This window comes from Streptomyces capoamus (assembly GCF_014654935.1).
Classification (GTDB): domain Bacteria; phylum Actinomycetota; class Actinomycetes; order Streptomycetales; family Streptomycetaceae; genus Streptomyces; species Streptomyces capoamus.
The window spans coordinates 135234-155314 of record NZ_BNBF01000006.1; the positions used below are offsets into that span (position 1 = coordinate 135234).

17 protein-coding genes are annotated in these 20081 nt (G+C 72.9%); 13 read left to right on the forward strand and 4 right to left on the reverse strand.

Features of this window, described 5'->3' with window-relative positions:
- The coding region (locus tag IE312_RS11990) for a tetratricopeptide repeat protein (protein WP_229899589.1) at positions 1-2125 on the reverse strand (2125 nt) is incomplete at its 3' end.
- The gene (locus tag IE312_RS11995; protein ID WP_189981027.1) at positions 2122-3960 is read right to left on the reverse strand and encodes an HSP90 family protein; all 1839 of its coding nucleotides are present in this window, start codon (positions 3958-3960) and stop codon (positions 2122-2124) included. The genes IE312_RS11995 and IE312_RS11990, both read right to left, overlap by 4 nt.
- 198 nt (positions 3961-4158) lie before the next feature.
- On the opposite strand from IE312_RS11995, the gene recG reads away from it, so the two are divergent.
- The 8 genes from recG to mutM all read left to right on the forward strand — a co-directional run bounded on the left by recG (position 4159) and on the right by mutM (position 11618).
- Positions 4159-6381 carry an ATP-dependent DNA helicase RecG gene (gene recG / locus IE312_RS12000; protein ID WP_189981029.1) on the forward strand — a complete coding sequence of 741 codons (2223 nt, stop codon included), beginning with the start codon at positions 4159-4161 and terminating at the stop codon, positions 6379-6381.
- 218 nt (positions 6382-6599) lie between these two features.
- Positions 6600-7187 carry a 16S rRNA (guanine(966)-N(2))-methyltransferase RsmD gene (gene rsmD / locus IE312_RS12005; RefSeq protein ID WP_189981031.1) on the forward strand — a complete coding sequence of 196 codons (588 nt, stop codon included), beginning with the start codon at positions 6600-6602 and terminating at the stop codon, positions 7185-7187.
- Between the two features lie 26 nt (positions 7188-7213).
- The gene (coaD, locus tag IE312_RS12010; RefSeq protein WP_189981033.1) at positions 7214-7693 is read left to right on the forward strand and encodes a pantetheine-phosphate adenylyltransferase; all 480 of its coding nucleotides are present in this window, start codon (positions 7214-7216) and stop codon (positions 7691-7693) included.
- Positions 7694-7750: 57 nt separating this feature from the next.
- The gene (locus IE312_RS12015; RefSeq protein WP_189981034.1) at positions 7751-8827 is read left to right on the forward strand and encodes a F0F1 ATP synthase subunit B family protein; all 1077 of its coding nucleotides are present in this window, start codon (positions 7751-7753) and stop codon (positions 8825-8827) included.
- Between the two features lie 126 nt (positions 8828-8953).
- The gene (locus IE312_RS12020) at positions 8954-9607 is read left to right on the forward strand and encodes a YceD family protein (protein ID WP_189981327.1); all 654 of its coding nucleotides are present in this window, start codon (positions 8954-8956) and stop codon (positions 9605-9607) included.
- 2 nt (positions 9608-9609) lie between these two features.
- The gene (gene rpmF / locus IE312_RS12025; protein ID WP_003951102.1) at positions 9610-9783 is read left to right on the forward strand and encodes a 50S ribosomal protein L32; all 174 of its coding nucleotides are present in this window, start codon (positions 9610-9612) and stop codon (positions 9781-9783) included.
- Between the two features lie 19 nt (positions 9784-9802).
- Positions 9803-10657 (forward strand): ribonuclease III, encoded by an 855-nt coding sequence (gene rnc, locus IE312_RS12030; protein WP_189981328.1) that lies wholly within the window; start codon positions 9803-9805, stop codon positions 10655-10657.
- A 100-nt stretch (positions 10658-10757) separates the two neighbouring features.
- Positions 10758-11618, forward strand: coding sequence for a bifunctional DNA-formamidopyrimidine glycosylase/DNA-(apurinic or apyrimidinic site) lyase (gene mutM, locus IE312_RS12035; RefSeq protein ID WP_189981036.1), 861 nt, complete (start codon positions 10758-10760; stop codon positions 11616-11618).
- On the opposite strand, the gene IE312_RS12040 is transcribed toward mutM, so the two are convergent.
- Positions 11591-11986, reverse strand: coding sequence for a winged helix-turn-helix transcriptional regulator (locus tag IE312_RS12040; RefSeq protein WP_189981038.1), 396 nt, complete (start codon positions 11984-11986; stop codon positions 11591-11593). The genes mutM and IE312_RS12040 overlap by 28 nt on opposite strands.
- 155 nt (positions 11987-12141) lie before the next feature.
- Here IE312_RS12040 and IE312_RS12045 point away from each other — a divergent pair, with 155 nt between their 5' ends.
- Positions 12142-12726, forward strand: coding sequence for a flavodoxin family protein (locus IE312_RS12045; protein WP_189981041.1), 585 nt, complete (start codon positions 12142-12144; stop codon positions 12724-12726).
- 69 nt (positions 12727-12795) lie between these two features.
- Positions 12796-13170: a VOC family protein gene (locus IE312_RS12050; RefSeq protein WP_189981043.1), complete on the forward strand. Its 375-nt coding sequence runs from the start codon at positions 12796-12798 to the stop codon at positions 13168-13170.
- Positions 13171-13198: 28 nt separating this feature from the next.
- On the opposite strand, the gene IE312_RS12055 is transcribed toward IE312_RS12050, so the two are convergent.
- Positions 13199-14392, reverse strand: a complete 1194-nt coding sequence (locus IE312_RS12055) for a CAP domain-containing protein (protein WP_189981329.1) — start codon at positions 14390-14392, stop codon at positions 13199-13201.
- Positions 14393-14705: 313 nt separating this feature from the next.
- Here IE312_RS12055 and IE312_RS12060 point away from each other — a divergent pair, with 313 nt between their 5' ends.
- The 3 genes from IE312_RS12060 (at position 14706) to IE312_RS12070 (ending at position 19905) form a co-directional block, all read left to right on the forward strand.
- A complete protein-coding gene (locus IE312_RS12060; protein WP_189981044.1) occupies positions 14706-14987 on the forward strand; it encodes an acylphosphatase in 282 nt (93 codons plus the stop codon).
- A gap of 379 nt (positions 14988-15366) precedes the next feature.
- On the forward strand, positions 15367-15570 hold the full coding sequence (locus IE312_RS12065) for a hypothetical protein (protein ID WP_189981045.1): 204 nt from the start codon (positions 15367-15369) through the stop codon (positions 15568-15570).
- Between the two features lie 261 nt (positions 15571-15831).
- Positions 15832-19905, forward strand: coding sequence for an SMC hinge domain-related protein (locus IE312_RS12070; protein ID WP_189981046.1), 4074 nt, complete (start codon positions 15832-15834; stop codon positions 19903-19905).
- The last annotated feature ends 176 nt before the right edge of the window (positions 19906-20081 follow it).

Sequence of the window (20081 nt, forward strand, 5' to 3'; positions counted from 1 at the left end):
GCTGCCGCGCCCAGGCGCCCAGCGTGCCGCTCTCGCCGGCCTCGTCGGCCCAGTGCGCGGCCTGCAGCGCGTGCTCGGCCGCCTCGGCGGGCGCGTCCCGGCCACCGAGCACCTCGGCGAGCTGGAGGTGCAGCTGGGCCCGCCCGACCGGCTCGACGTACGGCCGGCCGTGCTCCAGGGCCGCCCGCAGCGCCCGCTCCGCCCCGGCCGGGTCACCGGCCTGGTGGGCCAGGGCGGCCACCTGCGCCTCGTACTCCACGGCGAACCACGGCAGCCCCGCGGTCACGTACCCGTCGGCGGCCCGCCGGAACAGCTCCGCCGCCCGCTCCGCGTCCCCGGTGAGCCCGGCGAGTTCGGCGAGCATCCCCCGCGCCTCGGCGGCCCGTGCCGCCGGCCGCACGTCGTCCCCGCCGCTGCCGTCGCTCCTGCCGCTCCCGCCGCTCCCGTCGACGAGTGCCAGCACCTCCCGTACGGCCGCCTCGGCGTCCGCGACGGCCTGCCCGGCCTCCCGCTCGGCGCCGCGGCCGACGGCCTCGTGCACCCGCCGCATCAGGATCCGCGCCCGGCTCATCACCACCGCCGCGGTCTGCCGCACCCCGGTGCCCTCGTCGGCGTACAGCGCGAGCACCTCGTCGTACAGGCCGGTGACCGCGGCGAGGGCCGGCTCCACCTCCCCTGCCAGCGCGCGGACGTACGCCGCACGCGCGCGTGCGGCCAGCGCCTCCCCGGGATCGCCCGCCTGCGCGTACAGTGCCGCCGCCCGGTCGAACAGGGGCAGTCCCTCGGGGCCTGCCGCCATCGCCTCGTGGTCGGCGAGTTCCGCGCGGGCGCGCGGGTCGAGACCGGTGCCGTCCGGTGCGGCCCGGGCGACGGCGGCCCATGCCTCCAGGGCGTGCGGCCGCAGCGTGTCCGACAGCCGCCGCGCCTCGTCGAGCAGGGCGGCCACGCCGGGCTCGCCGGGGTCCTCCTGGGACGGGGACGGGGGCGAGGGCGCGGTCGCCGGCGCCGGACCCGCCGTACGCACGCCCAGCGGCAGCCGCTCCGTCCGCGGGGGCTGGTCCATCCGCGCGCGGATCCGGTCGCCCACCGCGGGGGTGCCGTTGCGGCGGTCGAACCGCCCGGCCAGGTCCGTGGCCTCCGCGCGCGCGTGTGCGGCCAGTTCCCGCGCTGTCCAGTTCCGTCCGGCCGGCCCCGGCACCCGCCGGCCGCCCAGGCCCAGTCCGGTCAGCCGGTCCATGAGCAGGGCCACCGCGGCCAGGAAGTCCAGCCGGCTGCGCGGGTGTCCGGTGTCCGTGAAGTACGCCGGCCGCTCGGCCAGCAGCTCCAGACCGCGCGCCTCGTTCCCGGTCAGCGCGCAGAACTCCACGTGGTCGGCGTACGCGCCCCGCATGCTCTCCATGGACCGCACCAGCCGGACACCGCGCAGATGGTGGGCCCGCGCCTCCTCGGTGCGGCCGAGGCGGAGCAGCGGGGCCAGCGAGGAGGCGAGGACGGTGTGGGGTTCGTGGGCGCAGGCGAACTCGCCGTCCAGGACCGGCCGCCACAGCTGGAGGGCCTCGGCGTCCCGGCCGCACCGCACCAGCCAGCTGCCCTGCGCGTGCAGCTCGCAGGCGTGGCAGTCGGCCATCCGGTCCCGGTCGGCGGCCAGCCACGCCGCGTACGCCCGTTCCGCGCGCGGGAGGTCCCCGATGTGCGCGGCCACGCTCAGCTCGGCAGCGCGCACCGCCCGCTGCGAGTACCCGGCGAGCCGGTAGCGGTGTTCCATCTCGCCGAGCCACTTCTCGATCGAGGCGAGCGGGATGTGCGGCTGGTCCAGCATGCCCGCCGACATCCACTTGAAGACCCAGTGCAGCGAGTGCGCCTCGAACGCGTCGAAGTCCTCCGGCCGCTCGTCCCACAGGCGCAGCAACCGCGCGAACGGGACGAACATCTTGTCCTTCTCGGAGCTGTAGTTGTAGACCTTCAGCTGGTGCCCGAGCGCCTCGATCACGGCGAGCGGGACGTCCAGTTTCTCGGCCTCGGCGAGCAGCTGCTCCGCGCGCGCGTTGCGGGCCGGCCCCTCCGGTTCCTCGGCGTTCTCCGCCAGCGCCCGGCGCAGCGCGTCGATGTCGGTGATCCCGCTCATCGCCCGTCCCCCTCCCCGTGGGTCGCCCAGGCGAGCAGCCCGATGAACGCCCGGTTCAGCAGCGCCGAGTCGGCCGGCCGCAGCGGGCGCTGCGCCCTCAGCAGGGCCTGCCCGTACAGCGCCTCGGTGGCGGTGCCGATCAGCTCCGGGTCCCCGAGCGAACCGATGCGCCGGACCAGCGGGTTGAGGTGGTTGAGCACCAGACGCGCGCGCGGGGCGCTGCCGCGCAGCGAGCCCAGGATGCCCGCCCACAGGCCGTCGGCCTGCTCCTCGGCCGCCGCGCGGGCCTGCTCGTGCCGGGCGGCCCGGTCGTCCAGGTGCAGCGCGGGTACGGACAGCGGGTGGAAGGCCCGCAGGACCACGTCGCAGCCCAGGGGATCGAGCGTCGCGCGCGCGGCGGCCAGGAAACCGGTCAGCGCCAGCTCCTCGGCCGGGTCGGCCGCGTCCAGGTGCGCGGTCACGGTGTCCGCGTCCAGCTCGGCGACCACCGTCCCCGGCCGCACCCGCGGCAGCGCCTCGACCAGCTCGCTGTCGTAGGTGTAGCCGCCGTTGACCACGCCGACGCCCTGTGCCGCGGCGATCGGCGCGACCTGCCGGTACTCCTCGACGGTCCGCGTGAAGTGCACCACCGGGTGCCGCCGCGCGAACTCCTCCAGGGACAGCCGGCCGTCGGTCGTCTCGAACGGCAGCCACGGCAGCATCGTGCGCAGCATCTCCGCGTCGTGCCGGGCCAGCGACTTCACGCCCAGGTGGTGCACGGCGAGGAAGGACGACAGCCGCTCCGGGTCGCCGCCGGCGAGCCCGGTCAGCCAGGACCGGATGCGCGTCCCGAGCGCGTCCCGCACGGCGGCGAGCGTCTCGTCCTCGTACAGCGCCTCGCGCGAGGCGGTGGGCCGCAGGCTGTCGGTGTCCAGGACGCAGCGCACGAAGAACGCCCACTCCGGCAGCAGCTGTTCGGCCCGCTCGGTGAGCAGCATGCCCTTCAGGTACACCCGGTGGCCGGCCCGCTGGGCGGGGCTGACCGCCGCCGGCAGCACGTACGCCACCCCGCGGATGCCGGCCAGCGGCACGTCCAGATCGATGGAGTCCAGCGGGGTGAAGCCGAACACCTCGTGGCAGTGCCGGGCCAGCGCCACCCGGCGGCCGGCGGGACTCGGGTGGGCGCGGTCCCAGGGGGCGGGCAGGTCGGTGACCGGCTCGTCGCCGATCCGGACGTCGTGGGGGAGCAGCGAGCCGAAGTCCCGGGCCAGGGCGCGGACCCGCTCGGGTGCCAGCCACTCGGCCGCGCCGGCCCGCGCCGTCAGGTACACGGTCGTGCCCGGCTCGGGCCGCTCGGCGTCGGGCAGGGTGCGCACGGTGTACGAGCCGTCGTCGCGGGCCGTCCACTCCACCGGCGGCGCCCCGGGGGTCAGGGCGCTGCGGCTGACCACGCGGATCCGCTCGGCGACCACGAAGCAGGCCAGCAGCCCGATGCCGAACTGGCCGAGGAAGTCCGTCCGGGCCTCGTGCAGGCTCTCGGCCCGCTTGGAGCTGCGGCCGATGGTCGCGAGCAGGCTGTGCACGTCCGGCTCGGTGAGCCCGACACCGGTGTCCTCCACGCGCAGTCCGCCGTCCGCCGCGTACAGCCGGATGCGGGCCGGGGCGTCCGGTTCGGCGTCCCGGCGGGCGGTGACGGCGTCCACGGCGTTCTGCAGCAGTTCGCGCAGGTAGACCTTGGGGCTCGAGTAGAGATGATGGGAGAGCAGGTCCACCAGACCGCGCAGGTCGACCTGGAAGCTGTGAGGTGGGTGGGGTGACTGGGATGGCGGGGGTGCCTGGGAGGTCTGGGAGTCCATCGTCACTGCGCCGGAGGGGGGAGTGCGTGCGGCGCGGGGTCGGGCGGTCCCGTCGGGGCGGTGACCGCGAAGGATGGCCGGAGCGCGTCATCCTAGGCCGGAACAGCCGGTCTGACCAGGGGTTTCCCCGATGTTTACCGGGCCCCGCACGGACGGCGCGCGGTGGCGTCTACGGCATTGTCAGTGCCGTGGTGTGCAATGGATCCCGTGCCCGCACTGCAAGAACCGCTCAAGAAGGTGCTCGGCCCCGCCACCGCGAAGGTGATGGCCGAGCACCTCGGCCTGCACACCGTCGGCGACCTGCTGCACCACTACCCGCGCCGGTACGAGGAGCGCGGCCAGCTCACCCACCTCGCCGACCTCCCCATGGACGAGCACGTCACGGTGGTCGCCCAGGTCGCCGACGCCCGCCTGCACTCCTTCGCCTCGGCCAAGGCCCCCCGCGGCAAGGGCCAGCGCCTCGAGGTCACCATCACCGACGGCAGCGGCCGGCTCCAGCTGGTCTTCTTCGGCAACGGCGTGCACAAACCGCACAAGGAGCTGCTGCCGGGCACTCGCGCGATGTTCGCGGGCAAGGTCTCCGTCTTCAACCGCCGCCTCCAACTCGCCCACCCGGCCTATGAGTTGCTCAAAGGTGACGGCGAGGAGGCGATCGAGACCTGGGCCGGAGCGCTGATTCCCATCTACCCGGCCACCGCCAAACTGGAGTCCTGGAAGATCGGCAAGGCGGTGCAGACGGTCCTGCCCAGCGCCCAGGAGGCCCTCGACCCGCTCCCGGACTCCCTGCGCGCCGGCCGCGGCCTGCTGCCGCTGCCCGAAGCCCTGCTCAAGATCCACCGCCCGCACACCAAGGCGGACATCGCCGACGCCCGCGCCCGCCTGAAGTGGGACGAGGCCTTCGTCCTCCAGGTCGCCCTGGCCCGCCGCCGGCACACCGACGCCCTGCTGCCCGCCGTGCCCCGCGTCCCCGCCGCGGACGGCCTGCTCACGGCCTTCGACGACCGGCTGCCCTTCACCCTCACCGAGGGCCAGCGGAAGGTCTCGGAGGAGATCTTCGCCGACCTGGCCGCCACCCACCCGATGCACCGGCTGTTGCAGGGAGAGGTCGGCTCGGGCAAGACCCTGGTGGCCCTGCGCGCCATGCTCGCCGTGGTCGACGCCGGCGGCCAGGCCGCCCTGCTCGCGCCCACCGAGGTCCTCGCCCAGCAGCACCACCGCTCGGTCACCGAGATGATGGGCGAACTCGCCGAGGGCGGCATGCTGGGCGGCGCCGAGCACGCCACCAAGGTCGTCCTGCTCACCGGCTCCATGGGCACGGCCGCCCGCCGCCAGGCCCTGCTCGACCTGGTCACCGGCGAGGCAGGCGTCGTCATCGGCACCCACGCCCTGATCGAGGACAAGGTCCAGTTCCACGACCTCGGGCTGGTCGTGGTGGACGAACAGCACCGCTTCGGTGTGGAGCAGCGCGACGCCCTGCGCGGCAAGGCGCACTCCCGGGGGGAGAAGCGGTCCCCGCACCTGCTCGTCATGACGGCCACCCCCATTCCGCGGACGGTCGCCATGACGGTCTTCGGCGACCTGGAGACCTCGGTCCTCGACCAGCTCCCGGCCGGCCGCTCCCCGATCGCCACGCACGTCGTCCCCGCCGCCGACAAACCCCACTTCCTGTCCCGCGCGTGGGAACGGGTCCGCGAGGAGGTCGGAGCCGGTCACCAGGCGTACGTGGTCTGCCCCCGCATCGGCGACGAGGAGGACGACCCGAAGAAGGCCGGCAAGGCCGGGTCCCCCGAGGACGAGGCCGAGAAACGGCCCCCGCTGGCCGTGCTCGACGTCGCCGGCGATCTGGACCGCGGCCCGCTGAAGGGCCTGAAGGTGGAGGTGCTGCACGGCCGCATGCACCCGGACGACAAGGACGCCGTGATGCGCCGCTTCACCGCCGGCGAGACCGACGTCCTGGTCGCCACCACGGTCATCGAGGTCGGCGTCAACGTCCCCAACGCCACGGCCATGGTCATCATGGACGCCGACCGTTTCGGCGTCTCGCAGCTGCACCAGCTGCGCGGCCGGGTCGGCCGTGGCTCCGCCCCCGGCCTGTGCCTCCTGGTCACCGAGATGCCCGAGGCCGCCCCCGCCCGGGCACGCCTGGCCGCCGTCGCCTCCACCCTCGACGGCTTCGAACTCTCCCGCATCGACCTCGAACAGCGCCGCGAGGGTGACGTCCTCGGGCAGGCCCAGTCCGGCGCCCGCTCCAGCCTGCGGGTCCTGGCGGTGATCGAGGACGAGGAGGTCATCGCGGAGGCGCGGGAGGAAGCGGCGGCGGTGGTGGCGGCCGACCCCGAGCTGGAGCGGCTCCCGGGCCTGCGGACGGCGCTGGACGCCCTCCTGGACGAGGAGAGGGAGCAGTACCTGGAGAAGGGCTGAGGCACGGCGCCCCGAAGGGCCGCGGGCCGTACCGGTGCGCGGCTCCGCCGAGCGGACGGGACCACATCCGCGCGGGCGGGACCGTATCGACGCGCGGCTCCGCCGAGCGGGCCCGGGCGCCCGCGCGCCACCGCTGTCGACCGGGGATCGCCGGCGAGCCACCACGGCCGGCCGCCTGCCAGACTGAACCCGTAACCGCCCCCGAACGAGGACTGAAGATGACCCGCGTGATCGCCGGCCGGGCCGGAGGCCGTCGCCTCTCGGTACCACCCGGCACCGGAACCCGGCCGACGTCAGACCGTGCCCGCGAAGGTCTCTTCTCCACCTGGCAGTCCCTGCTCGGCGGCCCCCTGGACGGCGAACGGGTCCTCGACCTCTACGCCGGCTCGGGCGCCGTGGGCCTCGAAGCCCTGTCCCGGGGCGCGGGCCACACCCTGCTGGTCGAGGCGGACGCCCGGGCCGCGCGGACCGTCCGGGAGAACGTGCGCAACCTCGGCCTCCCCGGCGCCGAGGTCAGGGCGGGCAAAGCGGAACAGATCGTCCGGCAGCCCGCCCCGGACGAGCCGTACGACCTGGTCTTCCTCGACCCTCCGTACGCCGTCACGGACGACGATCTTCGCGAGATTCTCCTCACACTCGCCTCGGAGGGCTGGCTCGCTGAGCAAGCGCTCGTCACCGTGGAGCGCAGCACCAGAGGCGGTGAATTCCACTGGCCGGACGGCTTCGAGGCGATCCGGTCCCGTCGCTACGGCGAGGGAACGTTTTGGTACGGTCGCGCCGCCTCTACGTGCGAAGACGCACGATGACCGGACCGGAGAGCGAGGGATCACAAGTGCGCCGCGCCGTCTGTCCCGGGTCGTTCGACCCGATCACCAACGGACATCTCGACATCATCGCCCGAGCCTCCCGTCTGTACGACGAGGTCTACGTCGCGGTGATGATCAACAAGTCCAAGAAGGGCCTGTTCGAAATCGAGGAGCGGATCGAGCTGATCCGCGACGTCACCTCCGAGTACGGGAACGTCCGCGTCGAGGCCTTCCACGGCCTCCTCGTCGACTTCTGCAAGCAGCGCGACATCCCCGCCATCGTCAAGGGCCTGCGCGCCGTCAGCGACTTCGACTACGAACTGCAGATGGCGCAGATGAACAACGGCCTCACCGGCGTCGAAACGCTGTTCGTGCCCACCAACCCCACCTACAGCTTCCTCTCCTCCTCCCTCGTCAAGGAGGTCGCGGCCTGGGGCGGCGACGTCTCCCACCTGGTGCCCGCCCCCGTGCTGGAGGCCCTGAACGAGCGCCTGCGCAAGGACTGATGGGGCTACAGTCGTCCCGTCCGTCTCCAACCCGGCTGTAGAGAGTGGCGAGCACAGGTGGACGTGCAGAAGAAGCTCGACGAGGTCGTCTCCGCGGTCTCCGGCGCCCGGTCCATGCCCATGTCGGCGTCGTGCGTGGTCAACCGCGCCGAGCTGCTCGCGATGCTCGAAGAGCTGCGCCAGGCGCTGCCCGGCTCCCTCGCCCAGGCGCAGGTGCTGATCGGCGACCGGGAGCAGATGGTCGAGCAGGCCCGCCTGGAGGCCGAGCGGATCATCGAGAACGCGCACGCCGAGCGCGGTTCGCTGATCTCCGACACCGAGATCGCCCGCCGCTCCCGGGCGGAGGCCGACCGGATCCTCGCCGAGGCCCGCAAGGAGGCCGAGGAGATCCGTGCCGAGGCCGACGACTACGTCGACTCCAAGCTCGCCAACTTCGAGGTCGTCCTCACCAAGACCCTCGGCTCGGTCGGCCGCGGCCGCGAGAAGCTGCTGGGCACCGGACCCGGTCTGGACGAGAACGGCTACGAGGACGAGGACGCCCCCGAGCGCAGCCACGACCCGCAGACCCTGCGCCAGAACGCCGACCAGTACGTCGACGCCAAGCTCGGCGCCTTCGAGGCGGTCCTCGCCAAGACCCTGGAGGCCGTCGGCCGGGGCCGGCAGAAGCTGCACGGCCGGATCGCCACCGACGACCTCGGCGCCCTCGCCGACGACACCACGACCTTCCAGCACTCCAGCGACGCCGACTACCTCGCCGACCTCGCCGCCCTCGCGGACAGCGACCGCGCGGCGGAGCGGCAGCAGGAGCGCCCGGAGCCGGCCAGGCCGTCGTACGACCCGCAGCCCGCCTACGACTACCCGCACCAGCAGCAGTCGGACCCGTACGCGGGCTTCCCGCAGCAGCCGGAGTACGCCCCGCAGCAGGACCCGTACGGCTACCAGCAGGCCGATCCGTACGCCTACCACGGCTACGACCCCCAGCAGGCCCAGCAGCAGCACCAGGCCCAGCACCAGCAGCAGCCGGACCAGCAGCAGGGCCGGCAGGGCTACGCCCTCGACGAGACCAGCCTCTTCGACACGAGCATGATCAGCGCGGAGCAGCTGAGGGCGTACGAGCAGGAGCGGGGACTGTAGCCGCACCGGATTGGGCGCTGAGCGAAAGGTCCAGTATCCTGGCTCTTCGGTCGCGCTATGCCCGCGATCACCGCTGCCCGGGCACCCATGGGCGGCGTCCCTCCGAGCCTCAGATCGAAAGCAGGAATGGCCTCCAACGCCCGCCTCGACCACCGCAACCCCCTCGTGTTCGACACGCACGAGCTGGGTCGGCGTCCTGGCGCGCTGCAGCGCCTGACCCGCGAGATCGACGCTCCCAGGGATCTCGGTATCCAGGGGGTCATCGGAGTGCCGGAGGGCACCCCGGTGGAACTCGACCTCCGCCTCGAGTCGGTCATGGAAGGGGTGCTTGTCACAGGCACCGCCCGTGCAACGGCCGAGGGGGAGTGCGTAAGGTGTCTGGAGCCGGTCGAGCTGGAGCTCGAAGCGGACTTCCAGGAGCTGTTCTCGTACCCTGACGCCGACGACCGGGGCCGCGTGATCGCGGAACCGGGCGACGACGCCGAGGACGACGAGGACAGGTACTTCATCGAGGACGGCCTGTTCGACCTCGAACCCGTGCTGCGTGATGCGGTGGTGCTCGCACTGCCGATGCAGCCGGTGTGCCAGGACGACTGCCCGGGCCTGTGCTCCGAGTGCGGAGCACGGCTCGCGGACGACCCGGACCACCACCATGACGCCGTCGACATCCGTTGGGCGGCTTTGCAGGGACTCGCCGGTTCGACGACGGACGGCGAGAAGGACGAGATGAGCGGCGGCGCGCCTCAGTCAGCACGCGCCGACGAGAAGCAGGAGAAGTAGCCGTGGCTGTTCCGAAGCGGAAGATGTCGCGCAGCAACACGCGCCACCGCCGGTCGCAGTGGAAGGCTGCGGTCCCCACCCTGGTTGCGTGCGAGCGCTGCCACGAGCCCAAGCAGCAGCACATCGCGTGCCCGTCGTGCGGCACCTACAACAAGCGCCAGGTCCTCGAGGTCTGAGCGGCTGGTGAGAGGCACTGTGTCCACGCCGAAGAAGAACTCAGCGGACAACCAGGCCTCGTCCCACACGCTTCTGGAAGGGCGGCTCGGCTACCAGGTCGAGTCCGCCCTTCTGGTGCGCGCGCTGACCCACCGTTCCTACGCGTACGAGAACGGCGGTCTGCCGACGAACGAGCGGCTGGAGTTCCTCGGGGACTCCGTGCTCGGCCTCGTCGTCACGGACACGCTGTACCGCACCCACCCCGACCTGCCCGAAGGCCAGCTGGCCAAGCTGCGGGCCGCGGTGGTCAACTCGCGTGCGCTGGCGGAAGTGGGTCGCGGCCTCGACCTGGGCGCCTTCATCCGGCTCGGCCGGGGTGAAGAGGGCACGGGCGGCCGGGACAAGGCATCCATCCTCGCCGACACCCTGGAAGCGGTGATCGGCGCGGTCTATCTCGACCAGGGCCTCGACGCGGCCTCCGAACTGGTGCACCGCCTGTTCGACCCGCTGATCGAGAAGTCCTCCAACCTGGGCGCCGGCCTGGACTGGAAGACGTCGCTCCAGGAGCTGACCGCGATCGAGGGGCTCGGCGTGCCCGAGTACCTGGTCACGGAGACCGGCCCCGACCACGAGAAGACCTTCACTGCTGCCGCCCGCGTCGGAGGCGTCTCGTACGGCACCGGCACCGGCCGCAGCAAGAAGGAGGCGGAGCAGCAGGCCGCCGAGTCCGCCTGGCGGTCCATCCGGGCCGCCGCGGACGAGCGGGCCCGGGCGGCCCAGGCGGCCGAGCATGCCCGGACGGCCGAGGCGGCCGTGGAACCGGCTGCGGAGCCCTTCAAGGAGACGGCCGACGAAGCCGTCGCGGGCGGTGGCCCGACCTCCGCCACCGCCTGACAGGCAGTACGCGAGCGCCCGTCCGGCCGTCCAGGCCGGGCCGGGCGCTCGCTCCGTCCACCGGTCCGTACGCTTCCGTACGCTTCTGACAGGGGTCCCGATGCCCGAGTTGCCCGAGGTCGAGGTCGTCCGGCGGGGCCTGGAGCGCTGGGTCGCCCACCGGACCGTCGCCGAGACCGAGGTGCTGCACCCGCGTGCCGTGCGCCGGCACGTCGCCGGCCCGGAGGACTTCACGGCCCGGCTCAAGGGCCACCACGTCGGCACGCCCCGGCGGCGCGGCAAGTACCTGTGGCTGCCGCTGGAGGAGACGAACCAGTCCGTCCTCGCCCACCTGGGCATGAGCGGCCAGCTGCTGGTCCAGCCGCACGAGGCGCCGGACGAGAAGCACCTGCGCATCCGGGTCCGGTTCGCCGACGCCCTCGGCACCGAGCTGCGCTTCGTGGACCAGCGCACCTTCGGCGGGCTCTCGCTGCACGACAACACCCCCGAGGGCCTGCCCGACGTCATCGCGCACATCGCCCGCGACCCCCTGGACCCGCTCTTCGACGACGAGGCCTTCCACCAGGCCCTGCGCCGCAAGCGGACCACCATCAAGCGGGCCCTGCTGGACCAGTCGCTGATCAGCGGGGTCGGCAACATCTACGCCGACGAGGCGCTGTGGCGCTCCCGCCTGCACTACGAACGCCCGACGGCGCACTTCACCCGCCCGGTCACGGCGGAGCTGCTCGGCCACGTCCGGGACGTGATGAACGCGGCCCTGGCCGTCGGTGGCACCAGCTTCGACAGCCTGTACGTCAACGTCAACGGCGAGTCGGGCTACTTCGACCGCTCCCTGGACGCGTACGGCCGTGAGGGCCTGCCGTGCAAGCGGTGCGGCACCCCCATGCGGCGCCGCCCCTGGATGAACCGGTCCAGCTACTTCTGCCCGAAGTGTCAGAGGGCGCCGCGCGTCCCGTCGTAGCGCGCACGGGCCGCCAGGACGTCGTCCATCGCGCCCTCCACGCAGTGGATGAGGGCCAGCAGCCGCTCGGCGACCTGCCGGCCCAGGGGCGTCAGCTCGTAGTCCACGCGGGGCGGGTTCGTCGGCTGGGCCTCCCGGTGCACCAGGCCGTCGCGCTCCAGCGCGTGCAGCGTCTGCGACAGCATCTTCTCGCTCACCCCGTCGACGCGGCGGCGCAGCTCGTTGAAGCGCAGCGAGCCTTCGTACAGCGCGCCGAGCGTCAGCCCGCCCCAGCGCCCCGTGACGTGCTCCAGCGTGCCGCGCGACGGACAGGCCTTGGCGAAGACGTTGTACGCGAGGTCGTCCTGGTCCTCGGTGATGGCGCTCATGACAGCAGGGTACGCCCGGACAGCGCTGACTGCCAGGTTGCACTAACCAGCAGTTAGTGCTTTCCTTTGGTCATTGCCTGCGAGCGCTCACCCACGCATCAGAGCTGCCGCTTCCCGTCCGTTGCCGCCTTCCCAGACCCTTCCGAGGAGTCCGCATGACCACGCCCGTCGTCTCCATCGCCTACCACTCCGGTTTCGGTCACACCGCCGTGCTCGCCGAGGCCGTCCGCGCCGGGGCCCTCGACGCGGGGGCCGAGGTGCACCTGATCAAGGTCGACGAGATCACCGAGGAGCAGTGGGAGACGCTGGACCGCTCCGACGCCATCGTGTTCGGCTCGCCCACCTACATGGGCACCGCCTCCGGCGCCTTCCACGCCTTCGCCGAGGCGAGCTCCAAGCGCTGGTTCGGCCAGGACTGGAAGGACAAGCTGGCCGCCGGCTTCACCAACTCCGCCTCCAAGAGCGGCGACAAGCTGCACACCCTGCAGTTCTTCCAGACGCTCGCCGCCCAGCACGGCATGCACTGGGTCAACCTCGGCCTGCTCCCCGGCTGGAACAGCAGCACCGCATCCGAGAACGACCTCAACCGCCTCGGCTTCTTCGCCGGCGCCGCCGCCCAGTCCAACAACGACCAGGGCCCCGAGGGCGTCCACAAGGCCGACACGGCCACCGCCGAGCACCTGGGCCGCCGGGTGGCCGAGACGGCGAAGATCTTCACCCGCGGTCGCACCGCCGCGTAAGACCGCCACCGCGCCGCCGCCTCCGGGCGACGGCGCGATCACTGAAGTGACTCTCACTATGGTGTGACGATGTCACTGCAGATGAAGCTGACGGCGATCACACTCGACTGCCCTGACCCGGAGGCGCTGGCCGCGTTCTACCAGCAGGCCACCGGCCTCGAGCCGCACCCCGAGTCCAACGGTGACTTCGCCGGGCTCAAGGGCGACGACGGGCTCTTCATCGGCTTCCAACGGGTCGACGGCTATCGGGCTCCGAGCTGGCCCGATCAGACCGTGCCCCAACAGCTCCACCTCGACTTCGCAGTGGACGACCTCGATGGGGCCGAGGCCCTGTTGTTGAAGCTGGGCGCGGCCAAGCCCGAGCATCAGCCGGGTGACGACAGGTGGCGGGTTCTGACGGACCCGGCCGGCCATCCCTTCTGCCTGACCAGGCGGCCGATCTAGGATCCGACGTCTCCGGCCCGCGGTTGCCTCAGTACCCGAAGTCCTGCGTCCACCAAGGGCCGCCCGGGCCGAAGTGGACGCCGACGCCGAGGGTCTTGAAGTCGGGGTTCAGTATGTTGGCGCGGTGGCCGGGGCTGTTCATCCAGGCCTGCATCACGGCCGCCGCGTCGGCCTGGCCGCGGGCTATGTTCTCCCCGCCGAGGTCGGTGACGCCGGCCGCCGCGGCCCGGTCCCACGGTGTCCTGCCGTCCGGGTCGGTGTGGTCGAAGAAGCCCCGCCCGGCCATGTCGTCGCTGAACGACTCGGCCAGCTTCGTCAGCGAGGAGTTCGCCGCCAGCGGGCTGCAGCCGGCCTTCGCCCGCTCCTCGTTGACCAGCTTCAGCACCTCTGCCTCGACGGCGGCCTCCCGCGACACCGTCACCGGCGTCGAGGACGGCGCGGCCGGCGCGGGCGCCTTGGTGGCCGTACGGGACGGGGTGCTCCTCGGCCCGGCGGGCGCGGACGGCGTGGCGTGCCGGGCCGGAGGCGTCTTGGGCGACGGCTTCCCGGCCGCCGTCTTCGACGGGGCCGTGGTCGGGGACGCCGGCTTCACCCCAGCTTTCGGCGCCTGCGACGCCTTCGGCGCCTTCGTCGACTTGGACGGGGAGGGGGTGGCCGACGGGCTCGGGGAACTGCCACTCCCGGTGTCGCCGCCGGTGGGCGCGGCGGCCGGGGCGTCGGCCCGGCCCGAGGTGCCGCCCTGCTCGTCGGCCGTGTTGCCGGGGGAGCGCGGCGCCTGCACCCGCTCCCCGCCCGTGGTCTGCGTGCCGCCGCCGAGCTGGTAGTGGTCCAGGCCCGGAACCACGCCCGCGGCCACCGCCGCCGTACCGAGGGCCACGGCCGCCGACACACCGAGCAGCCCCGCGCGCACCGGGCGCCCGGGACGGCCCCGGCGACGGTCGCGGGACGGCCCGCCGGGCGCGGCCCGGCCGGAGCCGGCGCCCGGGCCGGAGCCGGACGCGGGGTCGTCCTCTGACGCGAACAGGTAGGCCTGAGCTTTCGCGGTGGCCTCGGCGTAGGCCTCCGGGTTCAGATAGGGCGCGATGCCCATGGGTATCTGCCGTCCCCCCGCGGACGAGTGCCAGGGATCCTCGCTCCCGGTGCCCGGGCGCTGGGAGCGGGTGCCCCCCGTGGCGTGGCCCGTGGCGGCGCGGCCGGCGGCGGAGCGTCGGTGGCGTCCCATGTCCTTGCCCTCTTCCTCGTCCTCGCGGTCGGCCTCGCGCTCGTGCTCGACCTCGTGCGCGGTCGGCCTCGCGCTCGCGTCCGACCTCATGCTCGCGGTCGGCCTCGGCTCGTGCTCGGCCTCGCGCCCGGCATCCCGGTCGCGGTCGGTCCGGCGCCGCACGGCGGACGACTCGCCGCCGAGTGACTCCCTCGGGCCGACCCGACTCACTCGATCGAGTGAGTTTCGATCGCGATTCGTTGGGTCCGGACGGTACCCCATGGCGCCGCGGGGCGATGTGTCCCGGACGACACCGGCCGGTTAGGTTGCACCCATGAGCGAGGACGTACGACTGGTCGCCTGGGTCCGTGGACACGTACAGGGCGTGGGTTTCCGCTGGTTCACGCGCGCCAAGGCGCTGGAGATCGGCGGCCTGAGTGGCTTTGCTCTCAATCTGGCCGACGGCCGGGTCCAAGTGGTCGCCGAGGGCTCACGGGCGGGTTGCGAGGGCCTGCTGGACTGGCTTCAGGGCAGCGACACGCCCGGGCGCGTGGACGGTGTCACCGAGATCTGGGACACACCCCGCGGCGGTTACGACGGCTTCGCCATCCGGTGAGCCGGGGCCGCCCGGACCCGTCGCGGGGCGCGCGGCAAGCTGCCGGGGGCATGTGCGGGACCGCAAACGCCCTGGTGGTTGCCAACGGGGGCGGCGCATGGCAGGCTCCGCTGGTACTGCTGGTCGCCACGCCCTGAGGGTCCGGAGAAGTCGCAGCGCCGCCGTTTTTCCGGCCGCGCGCCCCGGTTGCCCGCCAATACAGGGCGTGATCGTGTTGACCGTCAAACTTTTTGGTGAGACGCTGAAAGCCCCGCGCACCTTAGCTGTTTGGCATGGAACAACAGCAGAGCAACACCCGGATGTGCCAAGCACCGCGGGTGCGAATCCCTCACGACCCACACCGCATCGGTCGGTCACTCAGTGTGGAGGACCATCCATCATGGCAAAGGCGCTTCTCGGTTACGTCGGCGGCTCCGACCCTCGACTCCTCGCCGAGATGCGACGGCTGCAGCAGCGCGTCCAGGACCTGGAGTCCGAGCTCGGACGGATCCAGGCGGAGAACGAAGCGCTGTCGGCTGCCGCTTCTCAGGGCAGGATCATGGAGAGCATCGACGCACACCAGGCGGAGCCTGCGCTCACCTGATCACTGCACAGCTCCACAACAGCAGTCAACAGCGATCGGGCTGCCCGTATCAACCGCTCAGTTGATCGGACGGCTGGAACCCAGCCGTCAGAGTTTGCAAGGGACGCTTCGGCGTCCCTTCTTTCTTTCCCCCGCTTTCTTTCCCCCGCGCATCCTTTCACCTTCTTCAACGTCTGGTGTGCCCGGCATGTTCAGTGACGAAACCGCGGGGTTGCGAGGGTTCATGGAGTGAGATAGCGGCGGCGGGTAGAGTCCAGCGGCGTGCACCTCAAGGCCCTGACCCTCCGCGGCTTCAAGTCGTTCGCCTCGGCGACCACGCTCCGGTTCGAACCAGGGATCACATGTGTCGTCGGACCGAACGGCTCGGGCAAGTCCAACGTCGTGGACGCGCTCAGCTGGGTCATGGGCGAACAGGGCGCCAAGTCGCTGCGCGGCGGCAAGATGGAGGACGTCATCTTCGCCGGCACCACCGGCCGCCCCCCGCTGGGCCGCGCCGAGGTGTCCCTGACCATCGACAACTCCGACGGGGCGCTGCCCATCGAGTACGCCGAGGTCACCATCACGCGGATCATGTTCCGCAACGGCGGCAGCGAATACCAGATCAACGGTGACACGTGCCGTCTGCTCGACATCCAGGAACTCCTCTCCGACTCCGGCATCGGCCGCGAGATGCACGTGATCGTCGGCCAGGGCCAGCTCGATTCCGTCCTGCACGCCGACCCCATGGGCCGCCGCGCCTTCATCGAGGAGGCCGCCGGTGTCCTCAAGCACCGCAAGCGCAAGGAGAAGGCGCTGCGGAAGCTGGACGCGATGCAGGCCAACCTCGCGCGCGTGCAGGACCTCACCGACGAACTGCGCCGCCAGCTCAAGCCGCTGGGCCGCCAGGCGGCCGTCGCCCGCAGGGCCGCCGTCATCCAGGCCGACCTCCGCGACGCCCGCCTGCGCCTCCTCGCCGACGACCTCGTCCGCCTGCGCGACGCCCTCCAGGCCGAGATCGCCGACGAGGCGGCCCTGAAGGAGCGCAAGGAGACCGCCGAGGAGGAACTGAAGAAGGCCCTGCACCGCGAGGCCCGGCTCGAGGACGAGGTCCGCCGGCTCACCCCGCGGCTCCAGCGCGCCCAGCAGACCTGGTACGAGCTGTCCCAGCTGGCCGAACGGGTGCGCGGCACCGTGTCGCTGGCCGACGCCCGGGTCAAGAGCGCGACCTCCGCCCCGCCGGAGGAGCGGCGCGGCCGGGACCCGGAGGACCTGGAGCGCGAGGCCGCCCGCATCCGTGAGCAGGAGGCCGAGCTCGAGGCCGCCCTCGAAGCGGCTCAGCGCGCGCTGGACGACACCGTCGCCCACCGCGCCGAACTGGAGCGCGAGCTGGCGGTCGAGGAACGCCGGCTGAAGGACGTCGCCCGCGCCATCGCGGACCGCCGGGAAGGGCTGGCCCGGCTCTCCGGGCAGGTCAACGCGGCCCGCTCGCGCGCCGCCTCCGCCCAGGCCGAGATCGACCGGCTGGCCACGGCCCGCGACGAGGCCCAGGAACGCGCGGTGCGGGCCCAGGAGGAGTACGAGGCCCTGCGGGCCGAGGTCGACGGCCTCGATGCCGGCGACGCCGACCTGGCCGAGCGGCACGAGGCCGCGAGGCGGCGGCTCGCCGAGGCCGAGGCAGCGCTGGGCGCCGCCCGCGAGGCGGTGACCGCGGCCGAACGCCGGCGCGCCGCGACCCAGGCCCGCCACGAGGCGCTGGCGCTGGGCCTCAGGCGCAAGGACGGCACCGGGATACTGCTGGGCGCCCGCGACCGGATCACCGGAATCCTGGGTCCGGCGGCGGAGCTGCTGACCATCACCGCGGGCTACGAGGTCCCGGTGGCCGCGGCCCTCGGCACCGCGGCGGACGCGATCGCCGTGACCACCCCCACGGCGGCGGCCGAGGCGATCAGCCTCCTGCGCAAACAGGACGGAGGCAGAGCGGCCCTCCTCCTGTCGGGCCCCGAGGACACCCCCGAACACGGCCCGGCCGACGACGAGTGGTTCCCGCCCCGCGGGGAGATGCCGGGGACCGGCGCGGCCGGCGCCGACGACCGGCCGGCCGATGGCGCCGGCCGGGCGCCCCTTGGGGGCGCGGGGAACGGCGCGAGCAACCACGACGGACGGCTAGCCGACGACGAGTGGTTCCCGCCCCGCAGGGAGGTGGCGGGGACCGGCGCGAGCCACCCCGACGGACGGCCTGCCGACGACGAGTGGTTCCCGCCCCGCGGGGAGATGCCGGGGACCGGCGCGGCCGGCGCCGACGACCGGCCGGCCGACGACGGCGGCCGGGCGCCCCATGGGGGCGCGGGGAACGGCGCGAGCAACCACGACGGACGGCTAGCCGACGACGAGTCGTTCCCGCCCCGCAGGGACGTGGCGGGGAACGGCGCGAGCAACCCCGACGACCGGCCGGCCGACGACGAGTGGCTCCGGCCCCGCAGGGACGTGCCGGGGACCGGCGCGACCAGCCCCGGCGGCCGGCCGGCCGACGGCGAAGGGGACGACCGCTCCCGCACCCCCCTCCACGCCGTGGACCTGGTCCGTGGTCCGGCCGACCTCATGCCTGCCGTGCGCCGGCTGCTGCGCGGCATCGTCGTGGTGGACACCCTGGACGATGCCGAGGCCCTGGTCCGCGCCCGCCCCACGCTGACCGCCGTCACCGCCGACGGCGATCTCCTCGGCGCCCACTTCGCGCACGGCGGCTCCGCCGGCGCCCCCAGCCTGCTGGAGGTGCAGGCGTCTGTGGACGAGGCCGCCGCCGAGCTGGCCGAGCTGGAAGTGCGCTGCCGGGAGCTGGCCGAGGAGCAGCGGGCCGCCGACGAGCGCCGCGCGCGGGCCGCGGCGCTCGTGGACGAACTGGCGGAGCGGCGGCGGGCCGCCGACCGGGAGAAGTCGGCCGTGGCCCAACAGCTGGGCCGGCTGGCCGGACAGGCGCGGGGTGCCGCGGGGGAGGCCGAGCGCTCGGCCGCGGCGGCGGCCCGCGCGCAGGAGGCGCTGGAGAAGGCCGTACTGGAGGCCGAGGAGCTGGCGGAGCGGCTGGCGGTCGCCGAGGAGATGCCGGTGGAGGAGGAGCCGGACACCTCGGTGCGGGACCGGCTCGCCGCCGACGGCGCCAACGCCCGGCAGACGGAGATGGAGGCCCGTCTCCAGGTCCGTACGCACGAGGAGCGGGTCAAGGGGCTCGCCGGCCGCGCCGACGCGCTGGACCGGGCGGCCCGCGCGGAGCGCGAGGCGCGTGCGCGTGCCGAGCAGCGGCGGGCCCGGCTGCGGCACGAGGCGGCGGTCGCGGAGGCCGTCGCCGGCGGTGCCCGGCAGCTGCTCGCGCACGTCGAGGTGTCCCTCGCCCGGGCCGGGGAGGAGCGTTCGGCGGCCGAGGCCGCCAAGGCCCGGGGCGAGCAGGAGCTGGCCGCCGCCCGTACGGCGGGCCGTGAACTGAAGTCCGAACTCGACAAGCTGACGGATTCAGTTCACCGGGGCGAGGTACTAGGAGCGGAGAAGCGGCTGCGCATAGAGCAGCTGGAGGGCAAGGCGCTGGAGGAGCTGGGTGTCGAACCGGAGGGACTGGTGGCGGAGTACGGCCCGCACCAGCTCGTGCCTCCCTCGCCCCCCGCCGACGGCGAGCAGCTGCCCGAGGACCCCGAGCACCCGCGGAACCAGCCGCGCCCCTTCGACCGCGCCGAGCAGGAGAAACGGCTCGCGGCGGCCGAGCGGGCGTACCAGCGGCTGGGCAAGGTCAACCCGCTGGCGCTGGAGGAGTTCGCGGCGCTGGAGGAGCGGCACAAGTTCCTGAGCGAGCAGCTGGAGGACCTGAAGAAGACCCGTGCGGATCTCCTGCAGGTGGTCAAGGAGGTCGACGAGCGCGTCGAGCAGGTGTTCACCGAGGCCTACCGGGACACCGCCCGCGAGTTCGAGGGGGTCTTCAGCCGGCTGTTCCCCGGCGGTGAGGGCCGCCTGGTGCTGACCGACCCCGGCAACATGCTCACCACGGGCGTGGACGTCGAGGCGCGGCCGCCGGGCAAGAAGGTCAAGCGGCTCTCCCTGCTCTCGGGCGGTGAGCGTTCCCTGACGGCCGTCGCGCTGCTCGTGTCGATCTTCAAGGCCCGGCCCAGCCCCTTCTACGTGATGGACGAGGTCGAGGCGGCGCTGGACGACACCAACCTGCAGCGGCTGATCCGGATCATGCAGGAGTTGCAGGAGGCCTCGCAGCTGATCGTGATCACGCACCAGAAGCGCACGATGGAGGTCGCCGACGCGCTCTACGGCGTCTCCATGCAGGGCGATGGTGTGTCGAAGGTCATCTCCCAGCGACTGCGGTAACTATCTGTTCAAGAAGTGAACACAATCCTCTCGGGCCTATCTGAAAGCTCACAGTCGTCGAGCTATTGACTTCGAAACTTGAAGGCATAGTCTCTGCAACGTTGCTTTTACCTTCAGGTGTCACCACCTGAGAGGGCTCACCCCACACGGCAGCGTTGCCGTGGCCCGAGGAGAAA